The sequence below is a fragment of the Pseudomonas sp. BC42 genome, assembly GCF_021560055.1.
Taxonomy (GTDB): Bacteria; Pseudomonadota; Gammaproteobacteria; order Pseudomonadales; family Pseudomonadaceae; genus Aquipseudomonas.
In genome coordinates this window covers 2381034-2405158 of the sequence record NZ_CP091067.1, presented here as the reverse complement: position 1 = coordinate 2405158, position 24125 = coordinate 2381034, and the positions used below count along the sequence as shown (strand labels likewise).

The 24125-nt window shown below is 60.3% G+C and carries 22 protein-coding genes; 19 read left to right on the top strand and 3 right to left on the bottom strand.

What is annotated here, in order from left to right; all coding sequences use genetic code 11:
• Nucleotides 1-181: 181 nt before the first annotated feature.
• The 4 genes from trxB (at nucleotide 182) to infA (ending at nucleotide 2970) form a co-directional block, all read left to right on the top strand.
• On the top strand, nucleotides 182-1132 hold the full coding sequence (gene trxB, locus L1O02_RS11175; protein ID WP_108545743.1) for a thioredoxin-disulfide reductase: 951 nt from the start codon (nucleotides 182-184) through the stop codon (nucleotides 1130-1132).
• A gap of 72 nt (nucleotides 1133-1204) precedes the next feature.
• Entirely contained in the window at nucleotides 1205-1885 is a 681-nt protein-coding gene (gene aat / locus L1O02_RS11170; RefSeq protein ID WP_108545744.1) for a leucyl/phenylalanyl-tRNA--protein transferase, read from the top strand.
• 58 nt (nucleotides 1886-1943) lie between these two features.
• Nucleotides 1944-2651, top strand: a complete 708-nt coding sequence (locus tag L1O02_RS11165; RefSeq protein WP_060844104.1) for an arginyltransferase — start codon at nucleotides 1944-1946, stop codon at nucleotides 2649-2651.
• A 100-nt stretch (nucleotides 2652-2751) separates the two neighbouring features.
• On the top strand, nucleotides 2752-2970 hold the full coding sequence (gene infA / locus L1O02_RS11160) for a translation initiation factor IF-1 (RefSeq protein ID WP_002553999.1): 219 nt from the start codon (nucleotides 2752-2754) through the stop codon (nucleotides 2968-2970).
• Nucleotides 2971-3095: 125 nt separating this feature from the next.
• Here the strand turns inward: infA and clpA are convergent, their stop codons facing one another.
• Both clpA and clpS read right to left on the bottom strand, forming a co-directional pair.
• The gene (gene clpA, locus L1O02_RS11155) at nucleotides 3096-5366 is read right to left on the bottom strand and encodes an ATP-dependent Clp protease ATP-binding subunit ClpA (RefSeq protein WP_060840125.1); all 2271 of its coding nucleotides are present in this window, start codon (nucleotides 5364-5366) and stop codon (nucleotides 3096-3098) included.
• 29 nt (nucleotides 5367-5395) lie between these two features.
• On the bottom strand, nucleotides 5396-5758 hold the full coding sequence (clpS, locus tag L1O02_RS11150) for an ATP-dependent Clp protease adapter ClpS (RefSeq protein ID WP_011062173.1): 363 nt from the start codon (nucleotides 5756-5758) through the stop codon (nucleotides 5396-5398).
• Between the two features lie 224 nt (nucleotides 5759-5982).
• Between clpS and cspD the strand changes: the two genes are divergently transcribed.
• Nucleotides 5983-6240, top strand: coding sequence for a cold shock domain-containing protein CspD (cspD, locus tag L1O02_RS11145; RefSeq protein WP_016964814.1), 258 nt, complete (start codon nucleotides 5983-5985; stop codon nucleotides 6238-6240).
• 79 nt (nucleotides 6241-6319) lie between these two features.
• On the opposite strand, the gene icd is transcribed toward cspD, so the two are convergent.
• Nucleotides 6320-7576, bottom strand: a complete 1257-nt coding sequence (icd, locus tag L1O02_RS11140; RefSeq protein ID WP_016964815.1) for an NADP-dependent isocitrate dehydrogenase — start codon at nucleotides 7574-7576, stop codon at nucleotides 6320-6322.
• A gap of 505 nt (nucleotides 7577-8081) precedes the next feature.
• Between icd and L1O02_RS11135 the strand changes: the two genes are divergently transcribed.
• From L1O02_RS11135 to nuoF, 14 genes are all read left to right on the top strand, one after another.
• Nucleotides 8082-10307 carry an NADP-dependent isocitrate dehydrogenase gene (locus L1O02_RS11135; RefSeq protein WP_235759852.1) on the top strand — a complete coding sequence of 742 codons (2226 nt, stop codon included), beginning with the start codon at nucleotides 8082-8084 and terminating at the stop codon, nucleotides 10305-10307.
• Between the two features lie 161 nt (nucleotides 10308-10468).
• Complete coding sequence (locus tag L1O02_RS11130; RefSeq protein ID WP_060840127.1) at nucleotides 10469-10915, top strand: NUDIX hydrolase; 447 nt, start codon at nucleotides 10469-10471, stop codon at nucleotides 10913-10915.
• A 71-nt stretch (nucleotides 10916-10986) separates the two neighbouring features.
• Nucleotides 10987-12120: a tRNA 2-thiouridine(34) synthase MnmA gene (gene mnmA / locus L1O02_RS11125; RefSeq protein WP_108545747.1), complete on the top strand. Its 1134-nt coding sequence runs from the start codon at nucleotides 10987-10989 to the stop codon at nucleotides 12118-12120.
• On the top strand, nucleotides 12117-12740 hold the full coding sequence (hflD, locus tag L1O02_RS11120) for a high frequency lysogenization protein HflD (RefSeq protein WP_060840129.1): 624 nt from the start codon (nucleotides 12117-12119) through the stop codon (nucleotides 12738-12740). Before mnmA ends, hflD begins: the two co-directional genes overlap by 4 nt.
• 119 nt (nucleotides 12741-12859) lie before the next feature.
• A complete protein-coding gene (gene purB, locus L1O02_RS11115; protein ID WP_060840130.1) occupies nucleotides 12860-14230 on the top strand; it encodes an adenylosuccinate lyase in 1371 nt (456 codons plus the stop codon).
• Nucleotides 14231-14313: 83 nt separating this feature from the next.
• The gene (locus tag L1O02_RS11110) at nucleotides 14314-15480 is read left to right on the top strand and encodes a cupin domain-containing protein (RefSeq protein ID WP_060840131.1); all 1167 of its coding nucleotides are present in this window, start codon (nucleotides 14314-14316) and stop codon (nucleotides 15478-15480) included.
• On the top strand, nucleotides 15473-15895 hold the full coding sequence (locus L1O02_RS11105; protein WP_060840132.1) for a GNAT family N-acetyltransferase: 423 nt from the start codon (nucleotides 15473-15475) through the stop codon (nucleotides 15893-15895). Before L1O02_RS11110 ends, L1O02_RS11105 begins: the two co-directional genes overlap by 8 nt.
• A gap of 175 nt (nucleotides 15896-16070) precedes the next feature.
• Complete coding sequence (locus L1O02_RS11100) at nucleotides 16071-16826, top strand: secretin N-terminal domain-containing protein (protein ID WP_092313075.1); 756 nt, start codon at nucleotides 16071-16073, stop codon at nucleotides 16824-16826.
• Between the two features lie 514 nt (nucleotides 16827-17340).
• Complete coding sequence (gene aceA / locus L1O02_RS11095; protein WP_016964777.1) at nucleotides 17341-18666, top strand: isocitrate lyase; 1326 nt, start codon at nucleotides 17341-17343, stop codon at nucleotides 18664-18666.
• A 619-nt stretch (nucleotides 18667-19285) separates the two neighbouring features.
• Nucleotides 19286-19699 (top strand): NADH-quinone oxidoreductase subunit A, encoded by a 414-nt coding sequence (locus L1O02_RS11090; protein ID WP_011062185.1) that lies wholly within the window; start codon nucleotides 19286-19288, stop codon nucleotides 19697-19699.
• 10 nt (nucleotides 19700-19709) lie between these two features.
• Nucleotides 19710-20384: an NADH-quinone oxidoreductase subunit B gene (locus tag L1O02_RS11085; protein WP_011062186.1), complete on the top strand. Its 675-nt coding sequence runs from the start codon at nucleotides 19710-19712 to the stop codon at nucleotides 20382-20384.
• Between the two features lie 70 nt (nucleotides 20385-20454).
• The gene (nuoC, locus tag L1O02_RS11080) at nucleotides 20455-22236 is read left to right on the top strand and encodes an NADH-quinone oxidoreductase subunit C/D (RefSeq protein ID WP_016964778.1); all 1782 of its coding nucleotides are present in this window, start codon (nucleotides 20455-20457) and stop codon (nucleotides 22234-22236) included.
• Between the two features lie 2 nt (nucleotides 22237-22238).
• A complete protein-coding gene (gene nuoE, locus L1O02_RS11075; RefSeq protein WP_011062188.1) occupies nucleotides 22239-22736 on the top strand; it encodes an NADH-quinone oxidoreductase subunit NuoE in 498 nt (165 codons plus the stop codon).
• Nucleotides 22733-24088 (top strand): NADH-quinone oxidoreductase subunit NuoF, encoded by a 1356-nt coding sequence (gene nuoF / locus L1O02_RS11070; RefSeq protein WP_011062189.1) that lies wholly within the window; start codon nucleotides 22733-22735, stop codon nucleotides 24086-24088. Before nuoE ends, nuoF begins: the two co-directional genes overlap by 4 nt.
• Nucleotides 24089-24125: the final 37 nt, after the last annotated feature.

The following is a 24125-nucleotide window of genomic DNA, read 5'->3' as shown; positions in this document are numbered from 1 at the left end:
TCTGCCCCTTGCTTCTGAAACGGTGCAATTCTGAATAAGCCTGGTACATCGTCGTATTGTACGGGTTTGTTCACACCATGCCACGTCAGAACAGTCTGTTAAGCATAGTCAATTGCGTGATACGCACTGTTCAATTGGAGCATGCATTCTCTTTTGTGACAAAGGCTTATGAGGTGTTTTTATGAACCAAGCACAGCATTCCCGCCTGATCATTCTGGGCTCCGGTCCAGCCGGTTACAGCGCCGCCGTCTACGCCGCCCGCGCCAACCTCAAACCCACGGTTATTACCGGCCTGCAAGCCGGCGGACAACTGACCACCACCACCGAAGTGGACAACTGGCCCGGCGATGTCGAAGGACTGACCGGACCCGTATTGATGGAGCGCATGCAGAGGCACGCCGAGCGCTTCGATACCCAGATCGTCTATGACCACATTCACACCGTTCAGTTGCAGCAGCGCCCCTTTATCCTCATCGGCGACAGTGGCACCTACAGTTGCGACGCGCTGATCATCGCCACCGGCGCATCGGCGCAGTACCTGGGCCTGCCCTCGGAGGAAGCGTTTGCCGGCAAAGGGGTTTCCGCCTGCGCCACTTGCGACGGCTTCTTCTATCGCAATCAGGTGGTGGCAGTGGTCGGTGGTGGCAATACCGCCGTGGAAGAAGCCCTGTACCTGTCCAATATCGCCAAGGAAGTGCACCTGGTGCACCGCCGCGACAAGCTTCGCGCGGAGAAAATCCTTCAGGACAAGCTGTTCGACAAGGCCGCCAACGGCAATATTCGCCTGCACTGGAACCAGCACCTGCAGGAGGTGCTGGGAGATGCCAGCGGCGTGACCGGTGCCCGCCTCAAGGACAGCCACAGCGGAGCCACCAAGGACCTGGCGTTGGCTGGGGTATTTATCGCCATCGGTCACAAACCCAATACCGACCTGTTCCAGGGGCAACTGGAGATGCGTGACGGCTATCTGCTGGTCAAGGGCGGCAGCGAAGGCGACGCCACCGCTACCGGCATCCCGGGAGTATTCGCTGCCGGCGACGTGGCCGATCACGTCTATCGCCAAGCCATTACTTCTGCGGGCGCTGGCTGCATGGCAGCCCTGGATGCGGAAAAATTCCTCGACGACCACTAACCCCTCGCCCTACGCTTGTGGCGGGCCAATATTGACCCGCCACCGCCCTCCCCTGCCACAAGTCTGGATGCCATGCTGACCTGGTTACAACGCAACAACCTTGCCTTCCCCCCTCTGGAAAAAGCCATGCGCGAGCCCAACGGGCTGCTGGCTGCGGGCGGTGATCTATCGGCCGACCGCCTGGTCCAGGCCTATCGTCATGGCTGTTTTCCCTGGTTTTCTGAAGGCCAACCCATCCTCTGGTGGTCTCCTGATCCGCGCACCGTACTCCTCCCTGATGAGCTGCATGTGTCCCGCAGCCTGGGCAAGCTGCTGCGCAAACAGCGCTATGAAGTGACTTTCGACCAGGATTTCGCTGCCGTGATCAGCGCCTGTGCAGCTCCCCGCGCCTACGCCGACGGCACCTGGATCAGCGAAGCCATGCAGCAGGCCTATCAGCAACTGCACCAACGCGGCCACGCTCACTCGGTGGAAGTCTGGGATCAGGGCGAGCTGGTAGGCGGCCTTTATGGTCTGGCCATGGGGCAGTTGTTCTTTGGCGAGTCGATGTTCAGCCGCGCCGATAATGCTTCGAAATTCGGCTTCGCGACCCTGGTACAACACCTGAAGGCGTGGGGTTTTGTGCTGATCGACTGCCAGATGCCCACCGAGCACTTGCACAGTCTGGGGGCGAGATCCATTACCCGAGCGGAATTCGCCGACTACCTCAAGCGGCATCTGGATCAGCCGAGCCGCGCCACATGGGTTTCCTAGGCGGGTTTGACGGCGGTGGCTTACACTTAATTTCAAAGCTTATTCCGAGGGTTGACTCATGACCGAGTTGGCGCGCCTGAAGTTTTATGCCACTCAACCCCACTCTTGCAGCTACCTGCCCGACGAACAGGCCACTACCCTGTTCCTCGATCCCAGTCAGCCCATGGACGTGCACGTTTATGCGGACCTGTCGGAAATGGGCTTTCGCCGCAGTGGAGATCACCTGTACCGGCCCCACTGCCAGAATTGCAACGCTTGTGTGCCGGCGCGCATCCCCGTGGCGCAATTCCTGCCCAACCGTCAACAAAAGCGCATCCTCAAACGCAACAGCGATCTGCGGGTACAAGCGGCCAAACCGGCATTCAGCGAAGAATATTTCGAGCTGTATCAACGCTATATCGAGCAACGTCACGCCGATGGCGACATGTTCCCTCCCAGCCGCGACCAGTTCTCGACCTTCCTGGTTCGCGACCTGCCCTTCTCGCGCTTCTATGAGTTCCGCCTGGACGGTCGCCTGCTGGCAGTAGCGGTCACCGACCTGCTGCCCAATGGCCTTTCCGCGGTCTACACCTTCTATGAGCCCGACGAAGAACGCCGCAGCCTGGGGCGTTATGCGATTCTCTGGCAAATTGGCGAAACCCTGCGCCAGGGCCTGGACGCGGTGTACCTCGGCTACTGGATCAAAAACTGCAAAAAGATGAGCTACAAGACCCAATATCGCCCCATAGAGCTACTGGTTAACCAGAGATGGGTGATCCTCAACTAGAAGGTCTTGGCTTAAACCCCACTTTTCGGGCACAATGCACGCCGCTTTTGCCTGGCGCAGTTGCACCGGGCCATTCATTGGATACCGAGGGCTTTACTGCATGTCGAAAGAAGACAGCTTCGAAATGGAAGGCACTGTCGTCGACACCCTGCCCAACACCATGTTTCGCGTGGAGTTGGAAAATGGGCACGTCGTAACCGCGCATATTTCCGGCAAGATGCGCAAGAACTACATTCGTATTCTTACCGGTGACAAAGTGCGCGTCGAGCTGACGCCCTATGACTTGAGCAAAGGTCGGATCACTTACCGCGCTCGCTAAGCAAGTCAATACAAGACGCCCGGTTATGCCGGGCGTTTTTGTTCGTCTCGAATAAACCGGCAAACCCCAGATAGCACAAAGGCACCCTCCGGTGCCTTTGGCGGTACTGCTGCGTTATGCGGCCATCAAGCCATTTCCGCCGTGGTTTCGAAATCGAAGGTCAACTCGCCATCCTTGATGTCGATGTGCACCACACCGCCATGGTCGGACAATTCGCCAAACAGGATCTCCTCGGCCAGGGGACGCTTGATCTTGTCCTGGATCAAACGCGCCATCGGACGCGCACCCATCGTCACGTCGTAACCACCGGCAGCCAGCCAGCTGCGAGCGGCATCGGTCACTTCCAGCTGCACGCGCTTGTCTTCCAGTTGCGCTTGAAGCTCGGTAAGGAACTTGTCCACCACGCTCTTGATCACTTCATGGCTCAGGCGACCGAACTGGATAATGGTGTCCAGACGGTTGCGGAACTCCGGCGTGAAGCTCTTCTTGATCACTTCCATGGCATCGGAAGAATGATCCTGATGAGTGAAACCTATGGAGGCTCGCGCCGCGGTTTCAGCACCGGCGTTGGTGGTCATGATGAGGATGACATTGCGGAAATCCGCCTTGCGCCCGTTGTTGTCGGTCAGGGTGCCGTGATCCATCACCTGCAGCAGCAGGTTGAAGACTTCCGGATGAGCTTTCTCGATTTCATCGAGCAGCAACACGCAATGTGGCTGCTTGGTGATCGCTTCGGTCAGCAAACCGCCCTGATCAAAACCGACATAGCCGGGAGGCGCACCAATCAGACGCGAGACAGTATGCCGCTCCATGTACTCGGACATGTCGAAGCGCACCAACTCGATCCCCATGGCCTTGGCCAATTGCCGGGCGGCCTCGGTCTTGCCGACACCGGTAGGACCTGCGAACAGGAAGGAACCGACTGGTTTGTCCGGGGATTTCAGGCCGGCACGGGACAGCTTGATCGCCGTGGACAGCGAATCAATCGCCGCATCCTGACCGAACACCGTCAACTTGAGATCGCGTTCAAGGTTGCGCAGCAACTCTTTATCGGAGCTGGTGACGTGTTTTGGTGGAATCCGGGCAATTTTCGCCACGATATCTTCAACCTGGGCCACTTCAATGCGCTTCACGCGCTTATCAACCGGCTGCAGGCGCTGATAGGCACCCGCCTCGTCAATCACATCGATGGCCTTGTCAGGCATGTGCCGGTCATTGATGTAGCGCGAGGCCAGCTCCGCAGCGGCACGCAGCGCCTCATCACTGTATTCGATACTGTGATGCTGTTCGAAACGCCCCTTGAGACCGCGCAGGATGCCGATGGTGTCTTCAACCGAGGGCTCGGACACGTCGACTTTCTGGAAGCGCCGCGCCAGGGCGCGATCCTTCTCGAAAATGCCACGAAACTCCTGGAACGTGGTCGAACCGATACAGCGGATGTCACCCGAAGACAGCAATGGCTTGAGCAGGTTCGAGGCATCCATCACCCCACCGGACGCCGCACCGGCACCGATGATGGTATGGATTTCATCGATGAACAGGATCGCCTGAGGGCGTTTTTTCAACTCGCTCAGCAACGCCTTGAAGCGCTTCTCGAAGTCGCCACGGTATTTGGTACCCGCCAGCAATGCTCCGAGGTCCAGGGAGTAGACCACGCTGTTGGTCAGCAGATCCGGCACTTGATTGTCGACGATACGCTTGGCCAGGCCTTCGGCAATCGCGGTCTTGCCCACGCCCGCTTCACCCACCAGCAACGGGTTGTTCTTGCGCCGACGAGCCAGGATCTGGGCTACACGCTCCACTTCCTGCTCACGCCCTACCAGCGGATCAATGCGCCCCTGACGGGCCAGCTCGTTGAGATTGCTTGCATAGGCATCCAGGGGATTACTCGAAGAAGACGACTCACCACCCTCTTCATCCTGCATATCCTGTTCACCTTCAGAATGATCGCCATGCCCAGGCACCTTGGAGATGCCGTGGGCGATGTAATTGACCACATCGATACGGGCGACGCTCTGCTGCTTGAGCAGGAACACCGCCTGACTCTCTTGCTCACTGAAGATGGCCACCAGCACATTGGCGCCAGTGACTTCACGCTTGCCCGAGCTCTGGACGTGAAAGACAGCACGCTGCAGCACACGCTGGAAACCCAGGGTCGGCTGAGTCTCGCGATCCTCGTCATGGACCGGGATCAGCGGCGTGGTGGAGTCGATGAACTCCTGCAGGTCGTGCTTGAGTTTGTCGAGGTTTGCTCCGCAGGCACGTAAAACGGTGGCGGCGGCCTCATTATCCAAAAGAGCCAACAGAAGGTGCTCGACGGTCATGAACTCATGACGCTTCGAACGGGCCTCCTTGAAGGCGAGATTGAGGGTGACTTCGAGCTCGCGGTTTAACATAGCTTCACCTCATACCCAAGTGGTCGGCGTTAACCGTCCTTCTCGATTTCACAGAGTAGCGGATGCTGGCTTTCCCGGGCGTACTGGTTGACCTGCATGGCCTTTGTCTCGGCGATGTCGCGGGTAAACAATCCACACACTGCCCGCCCTTCTGTATGGACGGCCAGCATGACCTTGGTCGCCAGCTCGCGATTCAGGTTAAAAAACATCTCGAGCACTTCGACGACGAAATCCATCGGGGTGTAGTCATCGTTGAACAAAACCACCTTGTACATCGGCGGCGCCTGTAATGCAGGCTTAGCTTCCTGTACAGCCAAGCCAGCGGAATCGTCGTCGTGCAAGTCCGGGCGATCCTGATTGAATGTTAGTCGAATCTGGCTGATTGCATGCATGGAAAGAAAGGTTCGTCAGTTGTGCAAATACAGTGGTGGGGGCGCTCTGGATGGAATTCAACTCCGACCGCCGGGTCACCTTGACTATCGGCAAAACGGTGTTACAACCAATAGGGCCCACATTGGGTAATAAACGTCCGCGGCGTCAACCTTTTTACCAAGCTTGGCGGCGGATGAACTGGATGATACTCCAGTGATGGAGTCTGTTGCAGAGGGATATGAGTATGGCTAGCGGTAAGGTCAAGTGGTTCAACAATGCCAAGGGTTATGGCTTTATTAATGAGGAGGGCAAGACGGATGATCTGTTTGCCCATTACTCGGCCATCGAGATGGATGGCTACAAGACCTTGAAAGCCGGACAGGCTGTGAGCTTCGAGATCATCCAGGGCCCCAAGGGCCTGCATGCGGTCAAAATCAGCGCCTTGAAGGTGCCCGGTGAAATCATCCCCGCCGAGGCGCAACCTGAAAGCGCCTTGAGCTGATACACCCAACATCCAGTGATAAAAAAACCGGCCGACTCAAGGGATTGAGTCGGCCGGTTTGCTTTGCGCGCGGTTGCGCTTACATATGCGAGATCAGCGCATCGCCGAAGGCCGAGGAAGACAGCAGGGTCGCACCCTCCATCAGACGCTCGAAGTCATAGGTCACCGTCTTGGCCGAAATCGCGCCGTTGGTGCCCTTGATAATGAGGTCCGCCGCCTCGGTCCAACCCATGTGACGCAACATCATTTCCGCAGAGAGAATCAGCGAGCCCGGGTTGACCTGATCCTTGCCGGCATACTTGGGCGCAGTACCGTGGGTTGCCTCGAACATGGCCACGGTATCGGACAGGTTGGCACCTGGAGCGATACCAATGCCGCCCACTTCCGCCGCCAGGGCGTCGGACAGATAGTCACCGTTGAGGTTCAGAGTGGCGATCACATCGTATTCCGCCGGACGCAGCAGGATCTGCTGGAGCATGGCATCGGCGATGGCATCCTTGACGATGACGTTCTTGCCGGTTTTCGGGTTCTTGAACTGCATCCACGGACCGCCGTCCAGCAGGGTTGCGCCGAACTCTTCGGCCGCCACTTCATAAGCCCATTCCTTGAAGGCACCTTCGGTGAACTTCATGATGTTGCCCTTGTGGACGATGGTCAGCGAATCACGATCGTTATCCACTACATATTGCAGCGCCTTGCGCGCCAGACGCTTGGTGCCCTGCAGGGAAACCGGCTTGACACCGATGCCGCAGTTTTCGTCGAAACGGATCTTGGTGACACCCATTTCTTCTTTAAGGAACTTGATGACCTTGGTGGCTTCTGCCGAACCGGCCTTCCACTCGATACCGGCGTAAATGTCTTCGGAGTTTTCACGGAAGATGGTCATGTCCACATCACCCGGCTTTTTCACCGGGCTGGGCACGCCTTCGAACCAGCGCACCGGGCGCAGGCACACGTAAAGATCGAGTTGCTGACGCAGGGCCACGTTCAGGGAACGGATACCGCCACCGACCGGAGTGGTCAGCGGACCCTTGATGGAAACCACGTAATCCTTCACCGCGTCCAGGGTTTCCTGAGGAAGCCAGGTGTCCTGGTCGTACACTTGAGTCGCTTTTTCCCCGGCATACACTTCCATCCAGGAAATCTTGCGTTCGCCGCCGTAAGCCTTCTTAACCGCAGCATCGACAACCTTGATCATGACCGGGCTGATATCAACACCAATACCGTCGCCTTCGATGAAAGGAATAATCGGGTTGTTAGGAACATTGAGAGAATGGTCTGCGTTGACGGTGATTTTGTCGCCGACTGCTGGAACCTGAATCTTCTTGTATCCCATGCTGAACTCCGTTGTGTGGATTGAACATCTGGCTGCGTTCGAGCGTAACCCAGTTGAATCTGGACGGGAACCTCATGTTCCACCCATATGCCGTGAAAGCTTTACGGTTCGCGGCCTACAAGCCTGAATGCAAAGGGAAAAGTGCCAAATTCGAGCACAGCCAACGACTCTACGCCTGCACCCCGCCTGCGACCTTTAGACCAATGGACGAGCACCGGTACCTATGAAGCAACGGCGCTTTGCTAGCTACCTATGTATAATGCCGCCGCTGACCATAGAGTCACGACGGCCGAACGCTCTGCTACCGAAGAAAACAAGCCGAGACCGGCCGCCCAAAGCCGGGTTGTTACCGCAGCCCACCCGCTTGACGCTCGACTGATGCACCCAACATCACCGCGAAGAAACCTCGACATTCGGCTCATGGATGACCTTTGAACGAAAGCGCTTACCCGGCGCACCTCGAGTTTCTGCGCACGCTTTAGCAAAGAAGAGAGTTAATCCGAATATGCCCACCCGCTCGAAGATCATCTATACCTTCACCGACGAAGCTCCGGCCCTCGCCACCTATTCCCTGCTGCCTATCGTAGAAGCCTTCACCGCTTCGGCTGATATCGCCGTGGAAACCCGCGACATCTCCCTGGCCGGCCGTATCCTCGCCAGCTTCCCTGAGCAGTTGGGTGCCAAAGCGGTGCCGGACCACCTCGCCGAACTGGGCGAACTGGCCGTCACCCCAGAAGCCAACATCATCAAGCTGCCGAACATCAGCGCCTCGGTACCGCAGCTGCAAGCCGCGATCAAGGAACTGCAGGCCCAGGGCTACGCCCTGCCGGACTACCCGGAAACCGTGACCAGCGACGCCGACAAAGACGCCAAGGCGCGCTACGACAAGGTCAAGGGCAGCGCCGTGAACCCGGTCCTGCGTGAAGGCAACTCCGACCGCCGCGCTCCGCTGTCGGTGAAGAACTACGCGCGCAAACACCCGCACAAGATGGGCGCCTGGGCCAAGGACTCCAAGTCCCACGTTGCCCACATGAGCAACGGCGACTTCTACGGCAGCGAAAAAGCCGCCCTGATCGAAGCCGCAGACAGCGTCAAGATCGAGCTGATCGCCCAAGACGGCACCGCCACCGTCCTGAAACAAAAGACCACCGTGCAAGCTGGTGAGATCCTCGACTGCGCCGTGATGAGCAAAAAGGCCCTGCGCGCCTTCATCGCCGCTGAAATCGAAGACGCCAAGAAACAAGGCGTACTGCTGTCGGTGCACCTCAAGGCCACCATGATGAAGGTCTCCGACCCGATCATGTTCGGCCAGATCGTTGCCGAGTTCTATCAGGACGCCCTGAGCAAGCACGCCGCCGTGCTGCAGGAAATCGGCTTCAACCTGAACAACGGCATTGGCGACCTGTACGCCCGCATCAAGGCCCTGCCAGCCGAGCAGCAAGCCGCGATCGAAGCCGACATCCAGGCGGTCTACGCTGCACGCCCTGCCCTGGCCATGGTCAACTCCGACAAAGGCATCACCAACCTGCACGTACCGAGCGACGTGATCGTCGACGCCTCGATGCCGGCCATGATCCGTGACTCCGGCAAGATGTGGGGCACCGACGGCCAACTGCACGACACCAAGGCCGTGATCCCGGACCGTTGCTACGCCACCATCTACCAGGCCGTGATCGAAGACTGCAAAGCCAATGGCGCGTTCGATCCGACCACCATGGGCAGCGTGCCAAACGTCGGCCTGATGGCGAAAAAAGCCGAAGAATACGGCTCCCACGACAAGACCTTCGAAATCAAGGCTGACGGCGTGGTTCGCGTGACCGACAGCCAAGGCAAGCTGCTGCTGGAGCAGAAAGTCGAAGCCGGCGACATCTTCCGCATGTGCCAGACCAAGGACGCGCCGATCCAGGACTGGGTCAAGCTCGCCGTCAACCGTGCCCGTGCCAGCAGCACCCCGGCGATTTTCTGGCTGGACCCGATGCGCGCCCACGACGGCGTGATGATCGAGAAAGTTCAGGCCTACCTGAAGGATCACGACACCAGCGATCTGGACATCCGCATCATGTCCCCGGTCGAAGCCATGAAGTTCACCCTGGCCCGCACCCGCGACGGCAAGGACACCATCTCGGTGACCGGCAACGTACTGCGCGACTACCTGACCGACCTGTTCCCGATCATGGAGCTGGGCACCAGCGCCAAGATGCTGTCGATCGTGCCGCTGATGAACGGTGGCGGCCTGTTCGAAACCGGCGCCGGCGGTTCGGCTCCGAAGCATGTGCAACAGCTGCTGGAAGAGAACTTCCTGCGCTGGGATTCCCTGGGTGAGTTCCTGGCCCTGGCCGCCTCCCTGGAGCACCTGGGCAACACCTACAACAACCCGAAAGCCCTGGTACTGGCCAAGACCCTGGACCAGGCCACCGGCCAGTTCCTCGACAACAACAAGTCGCCATCGCGCAAAGTCGGCAACATCGACAACCGCGGCAGCCACTTCTACCTGGCGCAGTACTGGGCACAAGCCCTGGCCGCCCAGACCGAGGACGCTGCCCTGCAAGCGCAGTTCAGCCCTCTGGCCAAGACCCTGACCGAGAACGAAGCGACCATCGTCGCCGAGCTCAACGCCGTACAGGGCAAGCCCGTGGACATCGGCGGCTACTACAGCGCCAACCCTGAGCTGGTGAGCAAGGCCATGCGCCCGAGCGCCACCCTCAACGCGGCCATCGCTGCGCTGGTGTAAGCACGAGCGAACATACAAACCCCGGCCTAGCGCCGGGGTTTGTGCTTCTGGGCCCACTAGGAGCCAGCTTGCCGGTGAACGCCTCTACGCCGGACATGCGGCGCTCGCTTCGCCGGCAAGCCGGCTCCTACAATGCTTCCCCCTTATAAAGGAGTGCCTTTATGGAATGGCAACCCCATATCACTGTCGCCACCATCGTCGAGGACCAGGGCCGCTTCCTGTTCGTCGAGGAGTACTCGGGCGAACACGCCGTGCTCAACCAGCCCGCCGGGCACCTGGATGCCAATGAAAGCCTGCTCCAGGCGGCCATTCGCGAAACCCTGGAGGAAACCGGCTGGGACGTGGAGTTGACCGGCGTGGTCGGCATCTACCTGTACACCGCCCCCAGCAACGGCGTGACCTACCAGCGCGTGTGCTTTGCCGCCAAAGCGCTGCGCCACCGTCCGGACTATCAGCTGGATGACGGCATCATCGGCCCACGCTGGCTGAGCCGCGAGCAACTGCTGGAACAGCGCGCCCACTGGCGCAGCGAGCTGATCCTGCAATGCCTGGACGATTACCTGGACGGCCAGTTGCACAGCCTGGCGCTGATCCGACCAATGCTTTAACCGCAGTTTTAGCCTTGCAGGCCTCAGCCTGTTAGAATCGCGTCCTTTTTCAAGACACCCGTTGAATTCCTATGCGTGATCCAGCCTCTTCTGACACCCAAAAGAAACGCGTCATTGTCGGCATGTCCGGCGGCGTGGATTCTTCCGTTTCCGCCCTCCTGCTGATGGAACAGGGATACCAGGTGGAAGGCCTGTTCATGAAGAACTGGGAGGAAGACGACGGCACCGAATACTGCACCGCCATGGACGACCTGGCCGACGCCCAGGCCGTGTGCGACAAACTTGGCATCAAGCTGCACACCGCCAACTTCGCCGCCGAGTACTGGGACAACGTGTTCGAGCACTTCCTGGCCGAATACAAGGCCGGCCGCACGCCGAACCCGGATATCCTGTGCAACCGCGAAATCAAGTTCAAGGCGTTCCTTGACTACGCCATGATGCTCGGCGCCGACCTGATCGCTACCGGCCACTATGTACGCCGCCGCGACATCGACGGCCGCACCGAACTGCTCAAGGGCCTGGACCCGAACAAGGACCAGAGCTACTTCCTGCATGCCGTGGGCGGCGAGCAGATCGCCAAGACCCTGTTCCCGGTAGGCGAGCTGGAAAAACCCGAAGTGCGCGCCATCGCCGAGAAACATGACCTGGCCACCGCCAAGAAGAAAGACTCCACCGGCATCTGCTTTATCGGTGAGCGGCGCTTCAGCGACTTCCTCAAGCAATACCTGCCGGCCCAGCCCGGCGAGATCAAGACTACCGAAGGTGAAGTCATCGGCCGCCACCACGGCCTGATGTACCACACCATCGGCCAGCGCCAGGGCCTGGGCATCGGCGGCCTGAAAGACGCCGGCGAAGAGCCGTGGTACGTGCTGATCAAGGACCTGGAGCACAACGAGCTGATCGTCGGCCAGGGCAACGACCATCCGTGGCTGTTCTCCCGCGCCCTGCTGGCTTCCGACATCTATTGGGTCAACCCCATCGACCTGAGCCAGCCACGGCGCCTGACCGCCAAGGTGCGCTACCGCCAGAGCGACCAGCCCTGCACCCTGGAGCGGACCGCCAACGGCTATCGCGCCACCTTCGACGATCCGCAGCGCGCGGTGACTCCCGGCCAGTCCGTGGTGTTCTACGACGGTGAAATCTGCCTCGGCGGCGGCGTGATCGAAGTGGCCGAACCCTGGAGCAGCAAGGACGTCCGCCCATGAGCCCGATTCAGGAGCAACTGACGGCGCTGGGTGGAGTATTCCTCGCTGCGGTGCTGGTGGACCGCATCGCCAAGACCGGCCAGGTCAGCGAAGCGGCCTTGAGCTGCATGCTCGGCAGCCTGCTGATCCGTGACCCCAAGGACACCCTGGAGGTCTACGGTGGCGACGACCTCAACCTGCGCGAGGGCTACCGCGCCCTGATCGGCGCTCTGGAGCGCGACCCCAGCACCCTGCAACGCGAGCCCCTGCGCTACGCCTTGTCGATGCTCGGCCTGGAACGCCAGTTGGCCAAGCGCGATGACCTGCTGGAAACCATCGGCAAGCGCCTGCCACAGATCCAGTCCCAGGTCGAACACTTCGGCCCGGCCCACGAAAACGTCATTGCTGCATGCGGCGGGCTGTACCAGGACACCCTGAGCACCCTGCGCCAACGCATCCAGGTGCACGGCGACATGCGCAACCTGCAGCAGCCGAGCAACGCCTCGAAGATCCGCGCCCTGCTGCTGGCCGGCATTCGCTCGGCGCGCCTGTGGCGCCAGCTGGGCGGCCATCGCTGGCAACTGGTGATCAGCCGGCGCAAATTGCTCAAAGAGCTGTATCCATTGATGCGCAGCAGCTGAGCTGCGCCTGATTTTTCAAGAGCTGCGCGTAAGACGCTGGTCAGTTGGCAACGGACCCGCGGATATTTTCATGTATGATACGCGCCCCATTTCGTTGCCCGACTGTCCGAGAACACCCCATGCAGCTCTCTTCGCTCACTGCGGTTTCCCCTGTTGACGGCCGCTACGCCGGCAAAACCCAGGCCCTGCGCCCCATTTTCAGCGAATACGGCCTGATCCGTGCTCGCGTCCTCGTTGAAGTGCGCTGGCTCCAGCGCCTGGCCGCCCACAGCGCCATCAGCGAAGTGCCGGCGTTCTCCGCCGAAGCCAACGCCGTCCTCAATGCCCTGGCAGAGAACTTCTCCCTGGAGCACGCCGAGCGCGTCAAAGAGATCGAGCGCACCACCAACCACGACGTCAAGGCCATCGAGTACCTGCTCAAGGAACAAGCCGCCAAGCTGCCTGAGCTGGCCAACGTCAGTGAGTTCATCCACTTCGCCTGCACCAGCGAGGACATCAACAACCTGTCCCACGCCCTGATGCTGCGCGAAGGCCGTGATGACGTGATGCTGCCGCTGATGCGCCAGACCGCCAACGCCATCCGCGAACTGGCGATCCGCTTCGCCGAAGTGCCGATGCTGTCGCGCACCCACGGTCAGCCGGCCTCGCCGACCACCCTGGGCAAGGAACTGGCCAACGTCGTGTACCGTCTGGAGCGCCAGATCGCTCAGGTCGCCGCCGTGCCACTGCTGGGCAAGATCAACGGCGCCGTGGGCAACTACAACGCCCACCTGTCGGCCTATCCGGACATCGACTGGGAAGCCAATGCCCGCGCCTTCATCGAAGACGAGCTGGGCCTGGCCTTCAACCCCTACACCACGCAGATCGAGCCGCACGACTACATTGCCGAGCTGTTCGATGCCATCGCCCGCTTCAACACCATCCTGATCGACTTCGATCGCGATATCTGGGGCTACATCTCCCTGGGCTACTTCAAGCAACGCACCATTGCCGGCGAAATCGGTTCCTCGACCATGCCGCACAAGGTCAACCCGATCGACTTCGAAAACTCCGAAGGCAACCTGGGGATCGCCAACGCCCTGTTCCAGCACCTGGCGAGCAAGCTGCCCATCTCCCGCTGGCAGCGCGACCTGACCGACTCCACCGTCCTGCGCAACCTGGGCGTGGGCTTCGCTCACAGCGTGATCGCCTACGAAGCCAGCCTCAAAGGCATCAGCAAGCTGGAGCTCAACGCCCAGAAGATCGCCGAAGACCTGGATGCCTGCTGGGAAGTGCTGGCCGAGCCGATCCAGACCGTGATGCGTCGCTACAACATCGAAAATCCGTACGAAAAGCTCAAGGAACTGACCCGCGGCAAGGGCATCAGCCCTGAAGCGTTGCAGACTTTCATCGACGGGCTGGACATGCCTGCCGCGGCCAAGGCCGAGCTCAAGCAGCTCACCCCAGCCAGCTACATCGGCAATGCCGCGGCCCAGGCCAAGCGCATCTGAGCCACCGCCCGACCTTTTGACGCCCGGCCGCGCCGGGCGTTTTTATTCCTGCTAGAAAAGTAAACTTTTTCAATAGGTTACACATGAATCCTGACATTCCACTTCAACTTCTGGGCGGCATCACTGCACGGGAATTTCTGCGTGACTACTGGCAGAAAAAGCCCCTGCTGATCCGTCAGGCCCTGCCTGACTTCGAAAGCCCGATCGAACCCGACGAACTGGCCGGCCTGGCCCTGGAAGAAGAAGTCGAATCGCGCCTGGTGATCGAGAACGGCGAGCGCCCCTGGGAACTGCGTCGCGGCCCGTTCGCCGAAGACGAGTTCAGCAAGCTGCCGGAGCGTGACTGGACGCTGCTGGTACAGGCCGTGGACCAGTTCGTCCCGGAAGTCGCCGAACTGCTGGAGCATTTCCGCTTCCTGCCGAGCTGGCGCATCGATGACGTGATGATCAGCTTCGCCGCACCGGGCGGTAATGTCGGCCCGCACTTTGACAACTACGACGTGTTCCTGCTGCAAGGCCACGGCAAGCGCAACTGGAAGATCGGCCAGATGTGCGACTCCGAGAGCCCGCTGCTGCAGCACGCGGACCTGCGCATCCTCGCCGAGTTCGAAGAGACTGAAAGCTGGGTCCTGGAACCCGGTGACATGCTCTACCTGCCGCCGCGCCTGGCCCACTACGGCGTTGCGCTGAATGACTGCATGACCTATTCGGTGGGCTTCCGCGCCCCGAGTGCCGCTGAAGTCCTGACTCACTTCACCGACTTCCTCGGTCAGTTCCTGCCGGACGAAGATCGCTACACCGACGCCGACGTACAGCCGGCCAGCGACCCGCACCAGATCCAGCAGGACGCCCTCGACCGCCTCAAGAGCCTGCTGGCCGAGCACATGAGCGACGAGCGCCTTTTGCTGACCTGGTTCGGCCAGTTCATGACCGAGCCGCGTTATCCGGAACTGGTGGTCGGCCCGGAACTGGAAGAAGACGACCTGCTGGGCAGCCTGGAACAGGGCGCGATCCTGATCCGCAACCCGAGCGCGCGCCTGGCCTGGTCGGAAGTGGATGAAGACCTGTTGCTGTTCGCCAGCGGCCAGAGCCGCCTGCTTCCCGGTAAACTGCGCGAGCTGCTGAAAATGATTTGCGCCGCCGATGCCCTGCATATCGACAACCTCGGCCCCTGGCTGGCGGATGACGATGGGCGCGGCCTGTTGTGTGAACTGGTCAAGCAAGGGAGCCTGGGGTTCGCCGATGAATAAGATTCGCGTACGTGTCGCAGACTGGCAAAAGGATAACGCCGAGATCCGGCGTATTCGTGAAGCGGTGTTCATTGCCGAGCAAGCGGTTCCACCGGAACTGGAATGGGACGCCGACGATGACAGCGCCGTGCACTTCCTGGCCTTCGAGGGCGATTTTCCGATTGGCACCGCGCGCCTGCTGCCCGACGGCCATGTCGGCCGGGTTTCGGTACTCAAGGACTGGCGCGGCCTGAAGGTCGGCGATGCGCTGATGCATGCGGTGATCGACGAAGCCGAGAAACGCGGCCTCAAGCAGCAGATGCTCAGCGCCCAGGTCCAGGCCACGCCGTTCTACGAGCGCCTGGGCTTCTCGATTGTCAGCCAGGAGTTTCTCGAAGCAGGGATTCCTCACGTTGACATGGTCCGCGGCGCCTGACCGACATGCCCTGGCGGCAATGACCCAAGCCAACGCCCCGCCATCCCCTTGCCCCGACCGGCGCAAGACCAGGATGCCGGGGCGTTTTGCCGTCTAGGATTCAACTTGCCCCACCCAAAGCCGACAAAGTGTCAAACTCAAGGCTTTACGCCAGCTACTCGCGGAGATAACGGATATGTCCCTACGCACCTTGCTCACGACGCTGCTGCTGACCTTCAGCTGCTCGGTCATGGCCGCCACCGAGATCGTGCCCCTCAACAACCGCACCAGCGCCGACCTGCTGCCGGTGGCGCAGAATTTTCTCGGCAAGGACGGCAAGGTCAGCGCCTATGGCAACCAACTGATCGTCAATGCCGAGCCGGGCAAGATCGCCGAACTGCGGGCTTTCATTGCGCAATTGGATACGGCGGCCAAGCGCCTGCTGATCACCGTCGACACCAACGAGAACAACTTCCAGGACAACCAGGGTTATTCGGTCAACGGCGCGCCGCAAACCCGGATCATCAATCGCAGCACCGAGAGTCGCGATGGCGGCATCCAGCAGATCCAGGCCAGCGAAGGCGTGCCGGCCCTGATTCAGGTCGGTCAGAGCGTGCCCCTGACCACGACCCAGACCGATCCCTACGGTCGCCCGCAAAACCAGACCCAGTACCGCAACGTCACCCAGGGCTTCTATGTCACGGCCAGCGTGACCGGCGAGACCGTGCACCTGAGCATCAGCACCAATCGTGACCGCATGAGCCAGGAACGTCCTGATGTAGTGAACGTGCAAAGTACCGACACAACCGTCAGCGGTCGCCTTGGCGAGTGGATCACCCTGGCGGGCGTCAATCGCCAGACCCAGGCCGACAAGCAGGCTCTGGGCCGCAGCTATTCGACCCAAGGCCGGGATGACATGACCTTGCGGGTCAAGGTCGACGCATTGGACTAAAGCACCAAAAACTGACTGATTAGTCGTATTAGACCAAAGATGTAGTGGCGCAAAAAAAGCACTACAAAACATTTGACGGGCCAAAAAACCGCGGGCATGATGGCCTCGCTCCCGCTAATCAGGGGCCCTGGCAAGGGCCTTCGGATCGCCGCTCCAACCTACCCAACCGAGCCGATTCGTGTCTGTACTGCCCACAAGGTGTGTTTGACGAGATTGCGACTGGAACGAAGTTGTCCCGAGGGACGGAAGCGTAATTAGGTCGATCGGCAACACACTGTTGGAACGCACCCAGGCCCACGACGCCCGAATGCGCACCGCAGCTCGCCTTCACCTGCTCACTTTTCCCCTCGAGCTCATCGTTCACCCGTCGCCATCCCCGCCATACACCCTCGACCGCCTAAGCTTCCTGGTCAGCGAGCAGCCTTCCACGCAACGTTATGACGCGTGATCGGCGGAGCCGGAATTTTCCAACCAAGAACGACTTTTTACACAAGACGCGACGAGGTTTATCTCCATGGCACTGACACGCGAACAGCAAATTGCAGCCCTTGAAAAAGACTGGGCTGAAAACCCGCGCTGGAAAGGCGTGACTCGCACCTACTCCGCTGCCGACGTGGTCCGTCTGCGTGGTTCGGTTCAACCCGAGCACACCCTGGCACGCATGGGCGCCGAGAAGCTCTGGAACCTGGTCACCCAAGGTGCCAAGCCGTCCTTCCGTCCTGATAAAGATTTCGTCAACTGCATGGGCGCCCTGACCGGCGGCCAGGCTGTTCAACAGGTCAAAGCCGGTATCCAGGCCATCTACCTGTCGGGCTGGCAAGTGGCTGCGGACAACAACTCCGCAGAATCCATGTACCCCGACCAGTCGCTGTACCCGGTGGACTCGGTTCCAACCGTGGTCAAGCGCATCAACAACTCGTTCCGTCGTGCGGACCAGATCCAGTGGAAAGCCGGCAAGAACCCGGGCGACGAAGGCTACATCGACTACTTCGCGCCAATCGTGGCCGACGCTGAAGCCGGTTTCGGCGGCGTGCTGAACGCCTACGAGCTGATGAAGAGCATGATCGAAGCAGGCGCCGCCGGCGTTCACTTCGAAGACCAGCTGGCTTCCGTGAAGAAGTGCGGCCACATGGGCGGCAAGGTACTGGTGCCGACCCAGGAAGCTGTACAGAAGCTGACCGCTGCCCGTCTGGCGGCCGACGTTGCCGGCGTACCGACCATCATCCTGGCCCGTACCGACGCCAACGCTGCTGACCTGCTGACTTCGGACTGCGACCCGTACGACCAGCCGTTCGTGACAGGCACTCGCACCCAGGAAGGCTTCTACAAAGTGAAAGCCGGCCTGGACCAGGCAATTGCCCGCGGTCTGGCCTACGCGCCTTACGCCGACCTGATCTGGTGCGAAACCGCCAAGCCGGACCTGGACGAAGCCCGTCGTTTCGCCGAAGCGATCAAGAAGGAATACCCGGACCAGATCCTGTCGTACAACTGCTCGCCTTCCTTCAACTGGAAGAAGAACCTGGACGACGCCACCATCGCCAAGTTCCAGCGCGAGCTGTCCGCCATGGGCTACAAGCACCAGTTCATCACCCTGGCCGGTATCCACAACATGTGGCACAGCATGTTCAATCTGGCGCATGACTACGCCCGCAACGACATGACTGCCTACGTGAAACTGCAAGAGCAAGAGTTCGCCGACGCGGCCAAAGGCTACACCTTCGTGGCTCACCAGCAGGAAGTGGGCACCGGCTACTTCGACGACATGACCACCGTGATCCAGGGCGGCTCGTCCTCGGTAACCGCCCTGACCGGCTCCACCGAAGAAGAGCAGTTCCATTGATTCCAGGCCTCGCGCCTTGATCGAGCGGCCAATGCAGATCCGGTAAAAACAACTGCATTGCTGTAAAGCTGACGCCCCGACTGGTTCGGGGCGTTTTTTTTGCCCGCACTCCCAGCAGGAGCCAATTTGCCGGCGAAACAGGCCTGCGCATTTCCCAATCCGCCTGCCTCCAGCAAAATTCGCCGACAAGTCGGCGCCGCCCAAAAAGCCGACGAAATATTGATCCAGAGCGGTGTTACCCAGAGCGAAACAGGTTAAAAGGTGCGCCCCTGCTACTTGCAGTAACAGGGATATATCCGGCAACTTTCCCACGCCTCCAAGGGGAGCAGAATAAAACACCCTCTAAATAATATTGATTATCATTTAGAGACTAAAACTTTCATTACAGCAGGGACAAAACATAATTAACAAAACATCCCCTAATGCCCGCAGGCTGCGGCTTACGGGGCTACAGGGGTGAGCTATGTCCTTATTACGATAAACAATTTCGCTTTAGAAATTTTACTTGCCCGGTGTTTAGCCATAAAATCAGCGCGATTGATTGCGCTGCGACATATCGTCACTGCTTTATTTCTTTATCAAGCTCAGAGACTCTTGCTCTCTGTTAAGGATTACCAGCATGCCCGAAGCGACAGGACTCATGGCCCACAACTGGGGCTTTGCCATTTTCCTTCTGGGTGTTGTCGGCCTCTGCGCCTTCATGCTCGGCGTCTCCAGCCTCCTCGGGTCAAAAGCCTGGGGCCGCAGCAAAAACGAACCGTTCGAGTCCGGCATGCTACCTACCGGTGGCGCCCGCTTGCGGCTCTCAGCCAAATTCTATCTGGTCGCGATGCTCTTCGTGATCTTCGATATCGAAGCCCTCTTTCTCTTTGCCTGGTCTGTGTCCGTCCGCGAAAGCGGCTGGACCGGATTCGTCGAAGCTCTCGTTTTCATAGCAATTCTGTTGGCAGGTCTTGTCTACCTTTGGCGAGTGGGGGCTCTTGACTGGGCTCCGGAAGGTCGTCGTAAGCGGCAGGCGAAGCTAAAACAATGAGGCTTTGGCGATGCAATACAATCTCACCAGGATCGACCCCGATGCTCCTAACGATCAGTACCCGATCGGCGAACGTGAAACCGTTTCCGATCCGTTAGAGGATCAGGTCCACAAAAACATCTTCATGGGCAAGCTGGAAGACGTGCTGAGCGGCGCGGTCAACTGGGGGCGTAAGAACTCCCTGTGGCCGTACAACTTCGGTCTGTCCTGCTGCTACGTGGAAATGACCACCGCCTTCACGGCGCCCCATGACATCGCGCGCTTTGGCGCCGAGGTTATCCGGGCGTCGCCGCGTCAGGCGGACTTCATGGTTATCGCCGGTACCTGCTTCATCAAGATGGCGCCGATCATCCAGCGTCTCTACGAGCAAATGCTTGAGCCCAAGTGGGTCATCTCCATGGGTTCGTGCGCCAACTCCGGCGGCATGTACGACATCTACTCCGTAGTTCAGGGGGTGGACAAGTTCCTGCCCGTGGACGTCTACGTACCTGGCTGCCCGCCCCGCCCCGAAGCGTTCCTGCAAGGCTTGATGCTCTTGCAAGAATCCATTGGCCAGGAGCGTCGCCCACTGTCCTGGGTCGTCGGTGATCAAGGCGTGTATCGCGCCGAGATGCCGTCGCAAAAGGAGCAGCGCCGCGAACAGCGTATTCAGGTCACCAACCTGCGCAGCCCTGACGAAGTCTGATCCAGATCTGTTCTGACAAAGAAACGACACTGGCTTCACTCTTTACGTTGACCGAAAGCGATAAAAAACCATGACTACAGGCAGTGCTCTGTACATCCCGCCTTATAAGGCTGACGACCAGGATGTGGTCGTCGAACTCAATAACCGTTTTGGCCCTGAGGCGTTCACCGCCCAGGCCACCCGCACCGGCATGCCGGTGCTGTGGGTTACCCGCTCCAAACTCGTCGAAGTCCTGACCTTCCTGCGCAACCTGCCCAAGCCGTACGTCATGCTCTATGACCTGCACGGCGTGGACGAGCGCCTGCGTACCAAGCGCCAGGGCCTGCCGGGTGCCGACTTCAGCGTGTTCTACCACTTGCTGTCGATCGAACGTAACAGCGACGTGATGATCAAGGTGGCCCTCTCCGAAGGCGACCTCAGCCTGCCCACCGTCACCGGTATCTGGCCCAACGCCAACTGGTACGAGCGTGAAGTCTGGGACATGTTCGGCATCGACTTTGCCGGCCACCCGCACCTGTCGCGAATCATGATGCCGCCGACCTGGGAAGGTCACCCGCTGCGCAAGGACTTCCCGGCTCGCGCCACCGAGTTCGATCCGTTCAGCCTGAACCTGGCCAAGCAGCAGCTGGAAGAGGAAGCCGCGCGCTTCCGTCCGGAAGACTGGGGCATGAAGCGTTCCGGCGCCAACGAGGACTACATGTTCCTCAACCTGGGTCCGAACCACCCTTCGGCTCACGGTGCCTTCCGTATCATCCTGCAACTGGATGGCGAAGAGATCGTCGACTGCGTACCGGACATCGGCTACCACCACCGTGGTGCAGAGAAGATGGCCGAGCGTCAGTCCTGGCACAGCTTCATCCCTTACACCGACCGCATCGACTACCTGGGCGGGGTGATGAACAACCTGCCGTACGTGCTGTCGGTCGAGAAGCTGGCCGGCATCAAGGTGCCGGAGAAGGTCGACGTCATCCGCATCATGATGGCCGAGTTCTTCCGCATTACCAGCCACCTGCTGTTCCTGGGCACCTACATCCAGGACGTCGGCGCCATGACCCCGGTGTTCTTCACCTTCACCGACCGTCAGCGCGCCTACACCGTGATCGAAGCCATCACCGGTTTCCGCCTGCACCCGGCCTGGTACCGCATCGGCGGCGTTGCCCACGATCTGCCCCGCGGCTGGGAAAAGCTGGTCAAGGACTTCGTCGAATGGCTGCCCAAGCGCCTCGACGAATACACCAAGGCTGCCCTGCAGAACAGCATCCTCAAGGGCCGGACCATCGGTGTCGCCGCCTACAACACCAAGGAAGCCCTGGAATGGGGCGTCACCGGTGCCGGCCTGCGCTCCACCGGTTGCGATTTCGACCTGCGCAAGGCCCGTCCGTACTCCGGCTACGAGAACTTCGAGTTCGAAGTCCCGCTGGGTGCCAACGGTGACGCCTACGACCGTTGCATGGTTCGCGTGGAAGAAATGCGCCAGAGCATCAAGATCATCGATCAGTGCCTGCGCAACATGCCGGAAGGCCCGTACAAGGCGGACCACCCGCTGACCACGCCGCCGCCGAAAGAGCGCACCCTGCAGCACATCGAGACCTTGATCACGCACTTCCTGCAGGTTTCGTGGGGCCCGGTCATGCCGGCCAACGAATCCTTCCAGATGATCGAAGCGACCAAGGGCATCAACAGTTATTACCTGACGAGCGATGGCGGCACCATGAGCTACCGCACCCGGATCCGTACCCCAAGCTTCGCCCACCTGCAGCAGATCCCTTCGGTGATCCGCGGCAGCATGGTCGCGGACTTGATCGCGTACCTGGGTAGTATCGACTTCGTTATGGCCGACGTGGACCGCTAAGCATGAACAGCACGCTTATCCAGACTGACCGTTTCGCCCTGAGCGAAACCGAGCGCTCGGCCATCGAGCACGAGATGCATCACTACGAAGACCCGCGCGCGGCGTCGATCGAAGCCCTGAAGATCGTCCAGAAGGAACGTGGCTGGGTGCCTGACGGCGCGGTCTACGCCATCGGCGAGATCCTCGGCATCCCCGCCAGCGACGTAGAAGGCGTGGCGACGTTCTACAGCCAGATCTTCCGCCAGCCAGTGGGCCGCCACATCATTCGCGTCTGCGACAGCATGGTCTGCTACATCGGCGGCCATGAGTCCGTAGTCAGCCAGATCCAGAGCGAGCTGGGCATCGGCCTCGGCCAGACCACCGCCGACGGCCGCTTCACCCTGCTGCCGGTGTGCTGCCTGGGCAACTGCGACAAGGCCCCGGCGCTGATGATCGACGACGACACTTTCGGCGACGTACAGCCCGCTGGCGTGGCCAAACTGTTGGAGGGCTACGTATGACCCTGACCTCTTTCGGCCCTGCGAACCGCATTGCGCGCACCGCAGAAACCCACCCCCTGACCTGGCGTCTGCGTGACGACGGCGAGCCGGTATGGTTCGACGAGTACCAGGCCAAGAACGGCTACGCTGCAGCGCGCAAGGCTTTCGCCGACCTGTCCCAGGACGATATCGTCCAGACCGTGAAGGACGCCGGCCTCAAGGGCCGCGGCGGTGCGGGCTTCCCCACCGGCGTGAAGTGGGGCCTGATGCCCAAAGACGAATCCATGAACATCCGCTACCTGCTGTGCAACGCGGACGAAATGGAACCCAACACCTGGAAAGACCGCATGCTGATGGAGCAACTGCCCCATCTGCTGATCGAAGGCATGCTGATCAGTGCCCGTGCACTGAAGACCTACCGCGGCTACATCTTCCTGCGCGGCGAGTACACCACCGCCGCCAAGCACCTGCGCCGTGCCGTGGAAGAAGCCAAGGCTGCTGGCCTGTTGGGCAAGAACATCCTGGGCAGCGGTTTCGATTTCGAACTGTTCGTGCACACCGGCGCCGGGCGCTACATCTGCGGTGAAGAAACCGCACTGATCAACTCCCTGGAAGGCCGTCGCGCCAACCCACGCTCCAAGCCGCCCTTCCCCGCCGCCGTAGGCGTGTGGGGCAAGCCGACTTGCGTGAACAACGTCGAGACCCTGTGCAACGTGCCGGCGATCATCGGCGACGGCGTGGAGTGGTACAAATCCCTGGCCCGCGAAGGCAGTGAAGACCACGGCACCAAGCTGATGGGCTTCTCCGGCAAAGTGAAGAACCCTGGCCTGTGGGAGCTGCCCTTCGGCGTGACCGCGCGCGAGCTGTTCGAGGACTACGCCGGCGGCATGCGCGACGGCTTCAAGCTCAAGTGCTGGCAGCCCGGCGGCGCCGGTACCGGCTTCCTGCTGCCGGAACACCTGGACGCGCAAATGTACGCCGGCGGCATCGCCAAAGTGGGCACCCGCATGGGTACCGGCCTGGCCATGGCGGTGGACGACAGCATCAACATGGTGTCGCTGCTGCGCAACATGGAGCAATTCTTCGCCCGTGAATCCTGCGGCTTCTGCACCCCTTGCCGTGATGGCCTGCCATGGAGCGTCAAACTGCTGATGGCCCTGGAAAAAGGCCAGGGCCAGCAGGGCGACATCGAGACCCTGCTGGGTCTGGTGGGTTTCCTCGGCCCGGGCAAGACCTTCTGTGCTCACGCACCGGGTGCCGTGGAGCCTTTGGGCAGTGCCATCAAGTATTTCCGTCCAGAGTTCGAAGCCGGCATCGCGCCTACCAGCGCCGCCGTCCCGCCTCTGGCCCGACCGATCGTAGTCGGCGCGTAACGCTTAGATGAGGGCGCAGGGTCCGTGCCCTGCGCTC

Excerpts from the sequence above, each read along its gene's own strand:
- trxB (WP_108545743.1), top strand. The coding sequence starts at position 182 with ATGAACCAAGCACAGCATTCCCGCCTGATCATTCTGGGCTCCGGTCCA.
- aat (WP_108545744.1), top strand. The coding sequence starts at position 1,205 with ATGCTGACCTGGTTACAACGCAACAACCTTGCCTTCCCCCCTCTGGAA.
- L1O02_RS11165 (WP_060844104.1), top strand. The coding sequence starts at position 1,944 with ATGACCGAGTTGGCGCGCCTGAAGTTTTATGCCACTCAACCCCACTCT.
- infA (WP_002553999.1), top strand. The coding sequence starts at position 2,752 with ATGTCGAAAGAAGACAGCTTCGAAATGGAAGGCACTGTCGTCGACACC.
- clpA (WP_060840125.1), bottom strand. The coding sequence starts at position 5,366 with ATGTTAAACCGCGAGCTCGAAGTCACCCTCAATCTCGCCTTCAAGGAG.
- clpS (WP_011062173.1), bottom strand. The coding sequence starts at position 5,758 with ATGCATGCAATCAGCCAGATTCGACTAACATTCAATCAGGATCGCCCG.
- cspD (WP_016964814.1), top strand. The coding sequence starts at position 5,983 with ATGGCTAGCGGTAAGGTCAAGTGGTTCAACAATGCCAAGGGTTATGGC.
- icd (WP_016964815.1), bottom strand. The coding sequence starts at position 7,576 with ATGGGATACAAGAAGATTCAGGTTCCAGCAGTCGGCGACAAAATCACC.
- L1O02_RS11135 (WP_235759852.1), top strand. The coding sequence starts at position 8,082 with ATGCCCACCCGCTCGAAGATCATCTATACCTTCACCGACGAAGCTCCG.
- L1O02_RS11130 (WP_060840127.1), top strand. The coding sequence starts at position 10,469 with ATGGAATGGCAACCCCATATCACTGTCGCCACCATCGTCGAGGACCAG.
- mnmA (WP_108545747.1), top strand. The coding sequence starts at position 10,987 with ATGCGTGATCCAGCCTCTTCTGACACCCAAAAGAAACGCGTCATTGTC.
- hflD (WP_060840129.1), top strand. The coding sequence starts at position 12,117 with ATGAGCCCGATTCAGGAGCAACTGACGGCGCTGGGTGGAGTATTCCTC.
- purB (WP_060840130.1), top strand. The coding sequence starts at position 12,860 with ATGCAGCTCTCTTCGCTCACTGCGGTTTCCCCTGTTGACGGCCGCTAC.
- L1O02_RS11110 (WP_060840131.1), top strand. The coding sequence starts at position 14,314 with ATGAATCCTGACATTCCACTTCAACTTCTGGGCGGCATCACTGCACGG.
- L1O02_RS11105 (WP_060840132.1), top strand. The coding sequence starts at position 15,473 with ATGAATAAGATTCGCGTACGTGTCGCAGACTGGCAAAAGGATAACGCC.
- L1O02_RS11100 (WP_092313075.1), top strand. The coding sequence starts at position 16,071 with ATGTCCCTACGCACCTTGCTCACGACGCTGCTGCTGACCTTCAGCTGC.
- aceA (WP_016964777.1), top strand. The coding sequence starts at position 17,341 with ATGGCACTGACACGCGAACAGCAAATTGCAGCCCTTGAAAAAGACTGG.
- L1O02_RS11090 (WP_011062185.1), top strand. The coding sequence starts at position 19,286 with ATGCCCGAAGCGACAGGACTCATGGCCCACAACTGGGGCTTTGCCATT.
- L1O02_RS11085 (WP_011062186.1), top strand. The coding sequence starts at position 19,710 with ATGCAATACAATCTCACCAGGATCGACCCCGATGCTCCTAACGATCAG.
- nuoC (WP_016964778.1), top strand. The coding sequence starts at position 20,455 with ATGACTACAGGCAGTGCTCTGTACATCCCGCCTTATAAGGCTGACGAC.
- nuoE (WP_011062188.1), top strand. The coding sequence starts at position 22,239 with ATGAACAGCACGCTTATCCAGACTGACCGTTTCGCCCTGAGCGAAACC.
- nuoF (WP_011062189.1), top strand. The coding sequence starts at position 22,733 with ATGACCCTGACCTCTTTCGGCCCTGCGAACCGCATTGCGCGCACCGCA.